Origin of the sequence: Mesorhizobium sp. LCM 4576, assembly GCF_001854815.1 — a bacterium.
GTDB lineage: Bacteria > Pseudomonadota > Alphaproteobacteria > Rhizobiales > Rhizobiaceae > Mesorhizobium > Mesorhizobium plurifarium.
The window spans coordinates 37,483-50,209 of sequence record NZ_MDDT01000057.1 but is presented as its reverse complement, the minus strand read 5'-3'; the positions used below and the strand labels follow the sequence as shown (position 1 = coordinate 50,209).

Annotated in this window: 12 protein-coding genes; 6 read left to right on the top strand and 6 right to left on the bottom strand. The window is 64.4% G+C overall.

Going from position 1 to position 12,727, the window contains the following annotated elements; translation table 11 throughout:
• Window positions 1-32 precede the first annotated feature (32 nt).
• The 4 genes from LCM4576_RS26050 to LCM4576_RS26035 all read right to left on the bottom strand — a co-directional run bounded on the left by LCM4576_RS26050 (window position 33) and on the right by LCM4576_RS26035 (window position 4,899).
• Window positions 33-926: a carbohydrate kinase family protein gene (locus LCM4576_RS26050; protein WP_071035365.1), complete on the bottom strand. Its 894-nt coding sequence runs from the start codon at window positions 924-926 to the stop codon at window positions 33-35.
• The gene (locus LCM4576_RS26045) at window positions 923-1,672 is read right to left on the bottom strand and encodes a GntR family transcriptional regulator (RefSeq protein ID WP_083354861.1); all 750 of its coding nucleotides are present in this window, start codon (window positions 1,670-1,672) and stop codon (window positions 923-925) included. The genes LCM4576_RS26050 and LCM4576_RS26045 overlap by 4 nt, the downstream gene beginning before the upstream one ends.
• Window positions 1,673-1,886: 214 nt before the next feature.
• Entirely contained in the window at window positions 1,887-3,377 is a 1,491-nt protein-coding gene (locus LCM4576_RS26040) for an aldehyde dehydrogenase (RefSeq protein WP_071035363.1), read from the bottom strand.
• Window positions 3,378-3,441: 64 nt separating this feature from the next.
• Complete coding sequence (locus LCM4576_RS26035; protein ID WP_198540318.1) at window positions 3,442-4,899, bottom strand: APC family permease; 1,458 nt, start codon at window positions 4,897-4,899, stop codon at window positions 3,442-3,444.
• A gap of 158 nt (window positions 4,900-5,057) precedes the next feature.
• On the opposite strand from LCM4576_RS26035, the gene LCM4576_RS26030 reads away from it, so the two are divergent.
• Genes LCM4576_RS26030 through LCM4576_RS26015 form a run of 4 tightly spaced genes read left to right on the top strand, consistent with a single transcriptional unit; the run spans window position 5,058 to window position 9,153 of the window.
• Window positions 5,058-5,822, top strand: coding sequence for an IclR family transcriptional regulator (locus tag LCM4576_RS26030; protein ID WP_071035361.1), 765 nt, complete (start codon window positions 5,058-5,060; stop codon window positions 5,820-5,822).
• A gap of 30 nt (window positions 5,823-5,852) precedes the next feature.
• A complete protein-coding gene (locus tag LCM4576_RS26025) occupies window positions 5,853-7,112 on the top strand; it encodes a Tm-1-like ATP-binding domain-containing protein (RefSeq protein ID WP_083361537.1) in 1,260 nt (419 codons plus the stop codon).
• A complete protein-coding gene (locus LCM4576_RS26020) occupies window positions 7,109-7,774 on the top strand; it encodes an HAD-IA family hydrolase (protein ID WP_071035359.1) in 666 nt (221 codons plus the stop codon). Before LCM4576_RS26025 ends, LCM4576_RS26020 begins: the two co-directional genes overlap by 4 nt.
• 23 nt (window positions 7,775-7,797) lie before the next feature.
• Window positions 7,798-9,153 (top strand): aminotransferase class III-fold pyridoxal phosphate-dependent enzyme, encoded by a 1,356-nt coding sequence (locus tag LCM4576_RS26015; RefSeq protein ID WP_071035358.1) that lies wholly within the window; start codon window positions 7,798-7,800, stop codon window positions 9,151-9,153.
• A 163-nt stretch (window positions 9,154-9,316) separates the two neighbouring features.
• Here the strand turns inward: LCM4576_RS26015 and LCM4576_RS26010 are convergent, their stop codons facing one another.
• Complete coding sequence (locus LCM4576_RS26010; RefSeq protein WP_071035869.1) at window positions 9,317-9,556, bottom strand: hypothetical protein; 240 nt, start codon at window positions 9,554-9,556, stop codon at window positions 9,317-9,319.
• Between the two features lie 19 nt (window positions 9,557-9,575).
• Between LCM4576_RS26010 and LCM4576_RS26005 the strand changes: the two genes are divergently transcribed.
• Entirely contained in the window at window positions 9,576-9,755 is a 180-nt protein-coding gene (locus LCM4576_RS26005; RefSeq protein WP_071035357.1) for a DUF1508 domain-containing protein, read from the top strand.
• A 393-nt stretch (window positions 9,756-10,148) separates the two neighbouring features.
• Here the strand turns inward: LCM4576_RS26005 and LCM4576_RS25995 are convergent, their stop codons facing one another.
• Window positions 10,149-11,066: a helix-turn-helix domain-containing protein gene (locus tag LCM4576_RS25995; RefSeq protein ID WP_071035355.1), complete on the bottom strand. Its 918-nt coding sequence runs from the start codon at window positions 11,064-11,066 to the stop codon at window positions 10,149-10,151.
• Between the two features lie 94 nt (window positions 11,067-11,160).
• Between LCM4576_RS25995 and LCM4576_RS25990 the strand changes: the two genes are divergently transcribed.
• Window positions 11,161-12,705: a 4-hydroxyphenylacetate 3-hydroxylase N-terminal domain-containing protein gene (locus LCM4576_RS25990; RefSeq protein ID WP_071035868.1), complete on the top strand. Its 1,545-nt coding sequence runs from the start codon at window positions 11,161-11,163 to the stop codon at window positions 12,703-12,705.
• The last annotated feature ends 22 nt before the right edge of the window (window positions 12,706-12,727 follow it).

Here is a 12,727-nt window from a genome sequence, read left to right as displayed (position 1 = left end):
TGCTGGCTCTCTGTTGCGTCGTCCGGCGGTCGTCAGGCCTGGATTATCAGGCCGGGCAGATCCTGCCGTCTGGGATAGGATGATTGCGATCCGAGCCGGGCGCAGCTCAGCGTGGCCGCGGCGACGGCAGTCTCAAGCGCTGCTTCGGGCGCCGTGCCGCGCAATCGTTCGGCGATGAACCAGCCGGCCAGGCAGTCGCCGGCGCCGGTGGTGTCGACGACAGGGCCTCGCGGCGCCGCGATATCCAGATGCCCTTCCGCCCGATGCAGCGTCGCGCCGTCGGCGCCTCGTGTCTGAACGACCGTCTTGGCGCCCATCGCCAGCAAGCGCTCGATCGAATTGCCGCCGATGGCGGCCATGGAACGGCCATTGCAAAAGACAACCGCGGCACCGGCGATGAAATCGCGCATGAGATCTATCCCGTCGGGAAAGGTGGAAGGCTCCAGGTCGAGCGACCAGGGCAGCGCCCGCGCCCGGCAGCGGTCGATCAGCGCGGCGGCGGCGGAGCGGTCGTAGACGGCGGTATGGATCCAACCGGTGTCGTCAAGCGAAAGCGCCTCGATCTGCAGCCGTTGCGGGTACATCGAGACGCCGGGATAAAGCAGCAGGCGTTTCTCGCCATGAGGCTCCAGCAGGACGACAACCCGGCAAGTCATGCCGGGATAGACATGCCATGCGATTTCGGCGCCGGTCGTCTCCAACTGATCGACCAGCGCCCGCCCGACGACATCGTCGCCGACGCCGACGGCAAGCCGAACCGGAGTCCCAGCCAGGGCGCAAGCCACCGCCGCATTGGCGGCCACGCCGCCGGGCGATTCGATCGCCGTGGCCGCGTGCACTTTCTCATCGGGCTCCGGTATGTGCGACACGGTCATCGTCAGGTCGAAACTGACATCGCCGACGAACAGCGCGGCTCGACCCGTCATTGCCGCACCAGATCGACGCGGAAACGGTAGCGGTCGGCGCGATAGTGCATGACCGCGTATTCGATGGGCGCGCCGTCGGCTGCATGCGACCGCCTCCGGGCAACCAGCAGCGGCGCGCCGACGGCAATGTCCAGGCTCTCGGCGAGTTTCCTCGTCGCTGTCGCCGCCTCGATCAGCTCCTGCCCGCCGGCGATCCTGGCGCCGTGGTTGCGCTCGAGCCAGGTGTAGAGCGATCCGACGTCGAGGTCCCTGCTGCTCGGCGTATGCGAATTGAGCACCGCCGGCGATATCCAGGATTCCGACATCCCTATCGGCCAACCGTCGGCCTTGAGCAGACGATCGATGCGGAAGGCGCGGGTCTTGCGGTCTATGCCGAGCGCCTCGGCCACTTCCGCCGTGGGCAGGGCATAGTCGGCGCTTCGCGTCACATAGGATGGCTGCAAGCCCCGGCGAAGCATGTCTTCGGAGAAGCTCGACAGCAGATTAAGCGGCTGCTCGACCCGCGACGTCAGCACGATCGATCCCTTGCCGGAGCGGCGGCTGATCAACCCCTCCTGCTCGAGACGGTCGAGCGAGGCGCGCGCCGTCGTCCGRCTCACGCCGAAGCGCTCGTTCAACCGCGCTTCCGACGGCAAGGCATCGCCGGGCCTGAACTCGCCGCGCTCGATCGCCGCGCGCAGCCGGTCCGCGATTTGGAACCAGAGCGGCAAAGGCCCCTGGTCGAGATCRTTCATGTCCCACGTCATGGACACATCGTACGAACGTCATGACATTTGAGTCGAGTCTTTTTTCGGCCCCCGCTCAAGAATCCGTAAAACGGGCAGGCAAATCGGGTTGCGGCGGCCGGGACCAACAAGGCAGCCGGAGCGTTTCCGCCAACGACAGGAGTGCCTCGAAGCGAGCCGCGCAAGCGGCCGCCTGTTTAAGTCGTGTGGACGTGCAAAGTCAGGCGCTGGCGCTTCACCCCAGCGAAATCCACGCCGTCTTGAGGTCGGTGTATTTCTCGATGGCGTGGAGGGACTTGTCGCGGCCGAAGCCGGACTGCTTGAAGCCGCCGAGCGGCACGGTGACGTCGGCGCCGCCGTAGGTGTTGACGTGGACGACGCCGGCATTGATGGCGCGCACCATACGGTGGGCGGTCGACAGGTTCGAGGTCCATACGGCCGAGGCGAGCCCATAGACGGTCGCGTTGGCGAGCCGCACCGCCTCCTCCTCCGTCTCGAAGCGCATGACACCGAGCACCGGCCCGAACACCTCCTCGCGGGCGAGCTGCATCGTCTCAGTCACGTTCTCGAAGATCGTCGGCGCCATGTAGCTGCCGCCGGTCCCGGCCAGGATGCGTTCGCCGCCGGTGACGAGACGGGCGCCCTCCTCCACGGCCTTGGCGACGAAGCCGAGATTCTTGGTCAGCTGCTCGGCGCTCGACACCGCGCCGATATCGCTGCCAAGGTCGAGCGGGTCGCCGACCTTCAGCTTGGTGGTTGCCTTGAGGAGCTCGTCCATGAAGCGGTCATAGACCGAGGCCTGGACCAGCAGCCGCGAGCCGGCGACGCAGACCTGTCCGGAATTGCGGAAGATGCCGTTGGCCGAAACGACCGCCGCCTGCTTCAAATCAGGCGCATCGGCAAAGACGATGTTGGGCGACTTGCCGCCAAGCTCGAGGAACACGCGTTTGAGGTTGGAGCGCGCGGCATATTCGAGCAGGCGGCGACCGACCGGGCCGGAGCCGGTGAAGGCGATCGCGTCGACATCCATATGCAGGCCGAGCGCCTCGCCGGCGACCGAGCCGCGCCCGGTGACGACATTGAAGACGCCTTCCGGCAAGCCGGCCTCGACGGCCAGTTCCGCCAGCCGCAGCAAAGTGAGCGAGGCGATCTCCGGCGGCTTGACGACGATGGAATTGCCGGCGGCCAAGGCCGGCGCGATCTTCCAGGCGCCGATCATCAGCGGGAAGTTCCACGGCACGATGACGCCGACGACGCCGAGCGGTTCCTTGTGGATGAGGCCGAGCACGTTGTCGGCCGTCGGCGCGATCTCGCCATATACCTTGTCGATCGCCTCGGCATAGTAGCGGATGGTGCCGGCGGCAGACAGCGGCTCGGCCTTGTAGGCCATGCCGATTTCGGTGCCGTTGTCGCGCACGCCGAGCACGGCCAGTTCCAGCGCGTGCTTTTCGACCAACTCGGCAAATTTCGTAAGCACCTTCTTGCGCAAGGCGGGCGCCGCACGCGACCAGGAGCCCTTGGCGAAGGCCTTGCGCGCCGAGGCTACGGCGCGGTCGACGTCGGCGACGCCGCCATCGGCGATGCGGGCGAAGGGGCGGCCGTCGATCGGCGAGATCACCTCAAGGCTGGCGCCGCTCTGCGCATCCACCGGGGCTCCATCGATGAACAGACGCCGCGCGCCGACCTCCGTTTTGCGCAGCGTGTCGATGGTGTCCTGGTTGATCATTACGAGTTTGCTCCTAAGGCAATTTGAAGGGGCGGCACGAGCGCCGCCCCTTGTTTATTGTTCCTCAATCCTTCAGCGGCTGGCCGAGCCGTTCGAAGGCCGCCGGATCCCTGCCCCGCAAGGCGCCTGCCAGCAGCACGCCGACCACGGCGGCGATCAATACCAACGCCGGCAGGAACACGCCGAGGAAGCCGCCCGCGCCCGACAGGCTGCCGAAGTTGATGACGATGAGGTAGATGATGACGGCGAAAGCGATGAAGGTCAGCGCCGGCAGGATCGTGGTCTTCAGCCCATTCTCCTGATTGGACGGATTGGCGCGGAAGTACATCACCACGGCCAGCGAGGCCACCGCCATCATCACGATGACGCCAAGCGTGGCGACGTTGGTGAGCCACGAAAACAGCGCCAGCACCGGATCAAGGCCGAGCACGGCGAAAAGCCCCACGACGACCGCCGCGAGCACGCTCTGGATGACCGAAGCGACATGCGGGCTCTGATGCGCCGAATGCGTGACCCCGATCGTCTGCGGCAGAAGCTTCTCGCGGCCGGCGACATAGATGTAACGGGCGACCGCGTTGTGGAACGCCAGCACGCCTGCGAACAGGCTCGAGACGAACAGGATGCTCATGGCGTGGGTGAGCAGCGTTCCGGCGTAACGGTCGGAGAGGCCGAACAGGAAAGTGGTCGGATCCTGCAGCGCCTGCAGCGACGGCACCAGCTTGTCAACGCCGGCGCCGACCGCCATCAGCCAGGCGGTGACCATGTAGAACAGGCCGATCAGGATGACGGAGAAATAGGTGGCGCGCGGAATGGTCACCTTGGGGTCGCGCGCCTCCTCGGCATAGATCGTCGTCGCCTCGAAGCCGATGAAGGCGGCGAAGCAGAACAGGATGGCGATCGCCGGCGCGCCGCTGGTGATCTGGCTCCAGCTGAAGGGCGCGGCCGACAGGCCGCTGTCGCCGCCGGTCTTGAGGATGGTGAGGTCGAGGATCAGCACGACGACATATTCGGCAAGCACCAGCACCGTCAGGATCTTGGCCGAGAGGTCGACCTGGCGGTAACCGAGCACGGCGACGATGGCGATGGCGATGAAGCTCCACACCCACCAGGGCAGATTGATGCCCCAGCCGGCGAAAAGGCCGGCGGTGGCGGCGCCCAGCAGGCCCATGACGCCGATCTGCATGGCGTTGTAGGAGAGGATGGCGATCAGCGCGACGGCGCCGCCGGCGAGGCCGCCAAGGCCGCGCGCGGCATAGGCGTAGAAGGCGCCGGCATTGCCGATGTGGCGCGACATGGCGACATAGCCGACCGCGAACAGGAGCAGCAAAAGCGTCACGATCAGATAGGTGCCGGCAAAGCCGGCGCCGTTACCCATCAGCATGCCGAGCGGCGTGCCGCCGGCGACGGCCGTGAGCGGCGCAGCGGCCGAGATCACCATGAAGGTGATGGCGCCGACGCCAAGGCTGTTCTTCCTCAGCCGGTTCAGTTCACCGGCTTCAAGTGTGGTCATTTTTCCCTCCATTCCGCGCTGCGGAAACCAAGTGTCCCTGAGATGCCGAGGGCCTTCTGAGAGGGCCGATATGCATTTCATTATCTGCAACGGCATTTCGATATTAGACTTGCAAAGGAATCGACTTGCTGTCAAGTTAATTCGCACGTTAAGTATCTGAGGGAGACGCGATGAGCACGGTTGCCAAAGCCATTTCGCTGCTGGAGGTGCTGGGCAGCGGCGCGCCCGAGGCGGCGCTTGCCGACATTGCCAAGGTTGCGGGCTTCGACAAGGCGACGACGCGCCGGTTGCTGGTTTCGCTCATCGCGCAAGGTCTGATCGACCAGGACGAGACGACGCGCTTCTACCGGCTCGGCGCCGGCCTGACGCGGTTGGCGCTGATGCGCGAGGCGCAGTTTCCGTTCCTGCGCATGGCGGCGCCGGTGGTCGAGGCGCTGGCGGCGGAAACCGGCGAAACCGTGCATCTTTCCGAGTACTCAAAGCGTGGTCTGATCACCCTTCAAGTCATCGAATCAACCAAGGCCAACCGCGTCAGCGTGCAGCCCGGCGATGTGCTGCCGATGCATGCGACGGCCTCCGGCATCGCCTTCCTGGCCTTTACCGAGGAGCGCATCCGCGAAGGCATTCTCGCAGGGCCGCTGTCGGCGTTCACGCCCCATACGATCGACAATGTGGAGACGCTCGTCGAGCATGTCGCCGCAGCCCGCGCCCGCGGCCATTCGACCGGCTCGCAAGGCTATGAGGAAGGCGTGCTCAGCGTGGCCTCCGCAATCCTCGGCGCCGATGGTTTCGCCATCGGCACCATCGCCATCGCCGCCCCCAGGGTGCGCATCCACAAAGGCGACATCGAGCGCCACGGCGCGAGCGTCGCCGCGGCGGCGCGCGAGATCGGCGAGCGGCTGTTCGGCCGCCTGCCTGGCCAGAAGCGGGCGTAACAGCCAACAAGAGACTGCAGGGAGATTGATGTGGAGGAGAAACGCCGAATCCTGGTTATCGGCACCGGCGACACCAAGGCCGACGAGCTTCTGTTCATGCGCGAGCGCATCGAGGCCGTCGGCGGCGTTGCCGTGATGATGGATGTCAGCGTGCTTGGCGATCCGCCMTACAGGCCAGAGCACGACCGGCATGCCGTGGCCAAGGCCGCCGATACGACGATCGAGGCGATCATCGCCAGCGGCGACGAGAATTCGGCGATGACCTTGATGGCGCTTGGTGCCTCGCGGCTCGCCCGCTCGCTGCACGACAAGGGCGAGATCGAGGGCTTCATCGCCTTGGGCGGCTCGATGGGCACCGACCTTGCGCTCGATGTGGCGCTGGCGCTGCCGCTCGGCGTGCCGAAATTCGTCGTCTCGACGATCGCATATTCGCACCTCGTGCCGCCGGAGCGCATCGCCACCGACCTGATGATGATCCTGTGGGCAGGCGGCCTCTATGGGCTCAACAGCGCCTGCAAGGCGGTGCTGTCGCAGGCTTGCGGCGCCGTGGTCGGCGCCGCGCGGGCTGTCGTCAAACCCGACGAATCCAGGCCATGCATCGGCATGAGCTCGCTGGGCAAAAGCTGCCTGCAATACATGGTGACCTTGAAGCCGGAGCTGGAAAAGCGCGGCTATGAGGTCATCGTCTTCCACACCACCGGCATGGGCGGACGGGCGCTGGAGGCGATCGCGGCGCAGAAAGGTTTTGTCGCCGTGCTCGACTTCAGCCTGCAGGAGCTCGCCAACCAGCTCACCGGCTCGGTGGTGAATTCGGGCGCCGACCGGCTGGAGAATGCCGGGCGGCAAGGCATCCCGCAGATCGTCGCGCCCGGCGCCATCGACATGGTGGATTTCCCGACCTGGCAGGCCGTGCCGTCGCGCTTCACCGAGYGGCCCTATCACGCGCATAACCGGCTGCTTGCCTCGGTCACCTCCGATGGCGCGACGCGCCAGGAGATCGCGCGCGCCATCGGCGAGAAGCTTGCCGCGGCGACCGGCCCGACCGCCTTCATCCTACCCGCCGGCGGCATCCAGCAATGGGATCAGAAGGGCGAACCGCTCTACGAACCCGACGCGCTCTCGGCCTTTATCGAAGAGATGCGGGCGAACGTGCCGGAGAATGCCGAGTTGCATGAGATCGCCGGCCACATCAATGACGCCGCCTTCAGCGCCAAGGCGCTGGAGATCTTCGACCGCTGGGTGGCCGAAGGCATCGTGCCTCCCGGCGTCACCGGTAGGCAGCCGGCATGAGCGGGGTGAGGCCGCAGGCGCTGGTGCTCGATTTCGGCGGCGTCGTCACCCGCACGCTGTTCGAGACGCATGCACTGACCGAGCAGGCGCTTGGCCTCGCGCCCGGCACGCTCGATTGGCGCGGGCCGTTCGACCCAGCCTCCGATGCGCTGTGGCGCTCGATGCAGGCCGACGAGATCAGCGAGCGCGACTATTGGAAAACGCGCACGCGCGAAGTCGGCCAATTGGTGGGCGAGGACTGGCAGGACATGTCGACCTTCGTGCAGCGGGCGCGCGGCGCCGATCCGCAGGCGGTGGTGCGGCCCGAGGCCGAGCGTGCGATCCGCATCGCACATGAAGCCGGTGTCCGCCTCGCCATCCTGTCGAATGAACTCGACCTGTTCTATGGCGCATCCTTCCGCGAGCGGCTGCCATTGCTTTCGCTGTTCGAGACGATCGTCGATGCGACCTATAGCAAAATCCTCAAGCCGGACGGCCGAGCCTATGCGATGGTCGGCGAGGCGCTCGAGCTGCCGCTTTCGGCCTGCGTCTTCGTCGACGACCAGAAGCGCAATGTCGACGGCGCGGTTGCCGCCGGCATGCTCACCGTTCACTTCGACGTCGCAGAGCCGGCGCGAAGCTATGCCGAGGCGCTCAGCCATTTCGGCCTTACGCTCTCCTGATTGGAAAACCGGAGTTCCTCCCGATGCGTGACATCAACTTCCTCACCGAGAACAACGCCAAGCCGATCTGGCATCCGATGGCGCATCCGGCCGAAATGCGGGCGAGCCCGCCGAAGATCATCATGAAGGGTGAAGGCGTTTCGRTCACCGACGCCGAGGGCCGCACCGTGCTCGACGCCGTCGGCGGCTTGTGGAACGTCAACCTCGGCTACAGCTGCGATCCGATCAAGAAGGCGATGACCGCGCAGCTCGATGCGCTCCCCTATTATTCCGGCTTTCGCGGCACCTCCACCGGACCGTCCATCGAGCTCGCTTACGAGCTGACGCAATGGTTTGCGCCGGAGGGCATGGTGCGCACCTTCTTCACCTCGGGGGGGTCGGATTCGGTCGAGACAGCGCTCAGGCTCGCCAGGCAATATTGGAAGATCCGCGGCCAGGGCGATCGAACGAAGTTCCTGGCGCTGAAGAAGGGGTATCACGGCACGCATTTCGGTGGCGCCTCGGTCAACGGCAATGCCAATTTCCGCCGCAACTACGAGCCGCTTTTGCCCGGCGTCTTCCACACGCCGGCACCTATGACCTATCGCAATCCGTTCGACGAGACCGACCCGGCGAAGCTAGCGAAGCTCTGCGCGCGGGCGATCGAGGAAGAAATCGCTTTCCAGGGCGCCGACACGATCGCCGCCTTCATCATGGAGCCGGTGCTCGGCGCCGGCGGCGTCATTGTCCCGCATGAGAGCTTCATGCCGATGGTGCGGGCGATCTGCGACCGTCACGACATCCTTTTGATCGCCGACGAGGTGGTGACCGGCTTCGGCCGGACCGGCGCCTGGGCCGGCTCGCGGCTCTCCGGCGTGAAGCCCGATTTCATGACCATCGCCAAGGCGATCACATCGGGTTATTTCCCTCTCGGGGCGACAATGATCGGCGCCAGGGTCGCCGATGTGTTCGAGGCCGACAAGACGAGCTTCGGCGCGATCGGCCACGGCTACACCTATTCCGGCCACCCCGTCGGCTGCGCGGCCGGTCTGGCGGCGCTCGCCGAGACGAAGCGGTTGGCCGTCAACGAAAATGCCGTCGCGCGCGGCGTTGAGCTTGGCAAGGCGCTGGAAGCGTTGAAGGCCAAGCACCAGCTTGTCGGCGATGTCCGCTACCAGGGCCTGATGGCCGCGCTCGAGCTGGTCTCGGACCGCGCAGCCAAGAAGCCGGCCGACAAGAAGACGATGGCCGCCGTCGCGGACGGCGCCTATGGYGCGGGCGTCATGCTGCGTGTCTCCGGCAACAACATCATCCTGTCGCCGCCGCTGGTCATCACGGCCGCCGATGTGGCGAAGATTGCCGAGGGGCTGGATKCGGGGTTAGYAGCTGCCGCGGCCTAGGGTTTCGCAGCAAGAGCTGGATGATGGCGGCTGAGGGCGCAAACACGCTGGTTTCAACCATAACGGTTGTGAAGACTGGGGATAAGGTTGTGGGTAACTCAACCGCAGCCGCAACATCTTGTGTTTTGGCACATTGACGCTACCATAAATAGTGGTTCGCAGCTTATGCGAATCGACTGACTATGGTATGCGTGACGTTGCGTAACAGTACAGCGATTCGAACGAGGGGACCAGACCCAGCAGGCATTCTAGCGACAAGTTCGCCGTCATATTGAGCCCAAGCCAAGGCCTTGAGCCTTTCCTTGGCTTCGGCGGCATCCTTCGCGACGATGTCAACCGTGTAGGTCTTATCCTGAAAGCGATAGCTGAACAGGTGAGTTGCGTATTTTTCAACTGTAGCCATACGAAAGGAGATCCAAGTTATGGCGACCAGCACCGGTTACTACGAAATCTACAAATCTGGGTATGAGTGGCGTTGGCGTTTCAAGTCAAACAACCATGAAATCATCGCCAGCGGTGAATCCTACTGGAACAAAGCCGATTGCCTGAACGCAATCGGGTTGGTGAAGGGCTCCAAGGACGCTCCCGTTTACGAGAGATAGTCAGAGCCCTTCACCTCTTCGCTTGGTAACTGGGACGGCTTCTGCCGTCCCTTTTTTTATTGAAGCAAAAGTGCGTATCAGAGTCGATTCGCCTTTTGGTCACAATGCTAGTAACAATGCTCTTACATTGCAAGAACATTGTGCCTGGACATGCCCGTCAAGCGTGAGACTAGTTCCGATTCTGTGCAGTTCTCGGTAACGATATCGAGGCAAGCGGYGGCGATGATTGACCAATTGATTGCCGTTGGATTGCACGRCACGACAAGGTCGGAAGTGACGAGAACACTAATCCACAGCCGCCTTGAGCAGCTTTTTATTGCGGGTGTCTTTGGAGCCGGCGCAGGGACCGAAGGCTAAATCGACCGCTGCCAGTACCGATCGCGCGCGCAGCCTCTATTCGAGGAGCTGAATGCGATTGGCGTTGACGATGACACCGGCCCTTACCCTACTGCCTAACCGCTCTTTTCGCCACATCGCCGGCGCCACCCCAACCGCCTGGCGAAAGAAGCGCGAAAAATAGGTCGGATCGTTGAAGCCGGTCTCGTAGGCGATGTCCTCGACCGTGCGGATGGTGAAGAGCAGAAGGCGCTTGGCTTCGACCAGGCGCCTTTCGCCGATCGCCTGACGCACGCCGGATCCCAGTACATGATGCGAAGCCTTGTCGAGCAGATGGCGTGTGGTGCCGAGTTCCTCGACATAGCGCTCGACCGGCCAGTCGTCGCGAAAATGGCGGTCGATCAGCCGTCTGAGCCGGCCGCCCAGAGCAACCGCCGCAGGCACGGTGACCGCATGTGATTGCGCATAGAGGCGGGYGATGTGCGACAGTGCCACCGCGACCAGCGGCGGCAGGATCTTTTCCGCGCCGGCTTGCGCCTCGACATATTCGGCCTGGATCATGCCGATTGTCTCGCTGAGCCTTTGCCAGAGCACCGCCTCTCCCTGACCGGTGACAAAGACCGGCTGGTCGAGCGCCAACGCCGAATGCTCGGCGATCGCCGCGAGGGCCTCAYCGGCGATCGAGACGACGGTCGCGTCGGTGCCCGGCTCGATGTCGAACCCATGCACGACGCCGCTCGGCATGAAGCTTACTGTCGGTGCCGAAAAACTCCAGGTCCTGTCCTCGATCCGGTAGATGCCCTGGCCACTCGTCCAGAAGGTGATCTGCGCCATTTGCGGGTGTTTGTGCGCCAGGACCTGGCCGCGATGCACCGAAGCGCGGGCCTGCACGGTCTCGACATGCAGGAAGCCGACGTCGAGCACCCGCGCCGGCTCGCCRTAGACGAAGAATTCCGGGATAGCGGTCTGGCTCATGAGACGCCCGAAAAAGTCCAAGCGGTTTTGCGCTTTCGTCCATAAACCATTGCGCTGTCCGCGGCTACTCTCAAGAGATCAAGGGAGGATCATGATGCGATCGGAAGATTTCCGGGCCGACAAATCGCGGCCGTTTACGGGCGCCGAATATCTGGCCAGCCTGCGCGACGGGCGCGAGGTCTATATCAATGGCGAGCGGGTGGCCGACGTCACCACCCATCCGGCGATGCGCAATTCGGCGCGGTCGCTGGCGCGCCTCTACGACGCGCTGCATGATCCCAACCAGCAGCCTGTGCTGACCTCGCCCACCGACACCGGCTCGGGCGGCTACACCCACAAATATTTCCGTGTCGCCCATTCTCCCGCCGAGCTCGCCGCGCAGYAGGGCGCGATCGCACATTGGGCGCGCATGACCTATGGTTGGATGGGCCGCACCGCCGACTACAAGGCGGCGCTGATGAACACGCTCGGCGCTAATGCCGAATGGTACGGCCCGTTCAAGGACAATGCGCGCGCCTGGCATAAACGCGCCCAGGAAGCGGTCCTGTTCATGAACCACGCCATCGTCAATCCGCCGATCGACCGCCATAAGCCGGCCGAGCAGGTGAAGGACGTGTTCGTGCACATCACCAAGGAAAACGATGCCGGCATCTGGGTGTCGGGCGCCAAAGTTGTGGYGACGTCTTCGGCGCTCACCCACTATAATTTCCTGGCGCAGAGCTCGGCGACGGTGACGGAGGATCCGTCGCTGTCGGTGATGTTCATCGTGCCGATGAACGCGCCGGGCATAAAGATGTTCTGCCGCGTCTCCTACGAGCAGACGGCCAACAGCGTCGGCCACCCCTTCGACTATCCGCTGTCGTCGCGCTTCGACGAGAACGACGCGATCCTGGTGCTCGACAACGTGTTCATTCCCTGGGAGGACGTGCTGGTGCTGCGCGATGCGCAGAAGATCCTGTCGTTCCACCCGGCGTCGGGCTTCATGCATGGCTATTGCTTCCAGGGCTGCACGCGTTTTGCCGTGAAGCTCGACTTCCTCGCCGGACTGCTTGCCAAGGCGCTGCGGGCCACGGGCGGCGACGCCTTCCGCGGGAACCAGGCGGCGCTCGGCGAAGTGATCGCGCTGCGCCACATGTTCTGGAGCTTTTCCAATGCGATGGCGCACAATCCGATACCGTGGGCGAATGGCGCGGTGCTGCCAAATCTCGAGGCCGCGCTTGCCTACCGCACCTTCATGTCGGAAGCCTATCCGCGCGTCATCGACACGGTGCGCCGGGTAATCGCCTCCGGCCTCATCTATCTGCCGTCCTCGGCGCGCGATTTCGACAATCCGGAGATCGACCGCTATCTCGCTCAATATGTGCGCGGTTCCAACGACATGGGCCATGTCGAGCGCATCAAGATCATGAAATTGCTTTGGGACGCGACCGGCACCGAATTCGGCGGCCGCCACGCGCTCTACGAGCTCAACTATGCCGGCGCGCCGGAAGAGGTGCGGCTGCAGGTGCTGAAGGGCGCCGAGCGCGGCGGCCGRCTGAAGCAGATGGAGGAACTGGTCGACCAATGCATGGCCGACTATGACGAAAAAGGCTGGACCGGCGACACCTGGCTGCCGCCGCTTGCCGCGCAGGCCAACTGAGCGAAGCCCGCCATGGAAGCGG

Bases quoted from the DNA above. Each gene is read 5' to 3' on its own strand.
- LCM4576_RS26050 (WP_071035365.1), bottom strand. From the start codon at position 926: ATGACGGGTCGAGCCGCGCTGTTCGTCGGCGATGTCAGTTTCGACCTG.
- LCM4576_RS26040 (WP_071035363.1), bottom strand. From the start codon at position 3,377: ATGATCAACCAGGACACCATCGACACGCTGCGCAAAACGGAGGTCGGC.
- LCM4576_RS26035 (WP_198540318.1), bottom strand. From the start codon at position 4,899: ATGGAGGGAAAAATGACCACACTTGAAGCCGGTGAACTGAACCGGCTG.
- LCM4576_RS26030 (WP_071035361.1), top strand. From the start codon at position 5,058: ATGAGCACGGTTGCCAAAGCCATTTCGCTGCTGGAGGTGCTGGGCAGC.
- LCM4576_RS26020 (WP_071035359.1), top strand. From the start codon at position 7,109: ATGAGCGGGGTGAGGCCGCAGGCGCTGGTGCTCGATTTCGGCGGCGTC.
- LCM4576_RS26010 (WP_071035869.1), bottom strand. From the start codon at position 9,556: ATGGCTACAGTTGAAAAATACGCAACTCACCTGTTCAGCTATCGCTTT.
- LCM4576_RS26005 (WP_071035357.1), top strand. From the start codon at position 9,576: ATGGCGACCAGCACCGGTTACTACGAAATCTACAAATCTGGGTATGAG.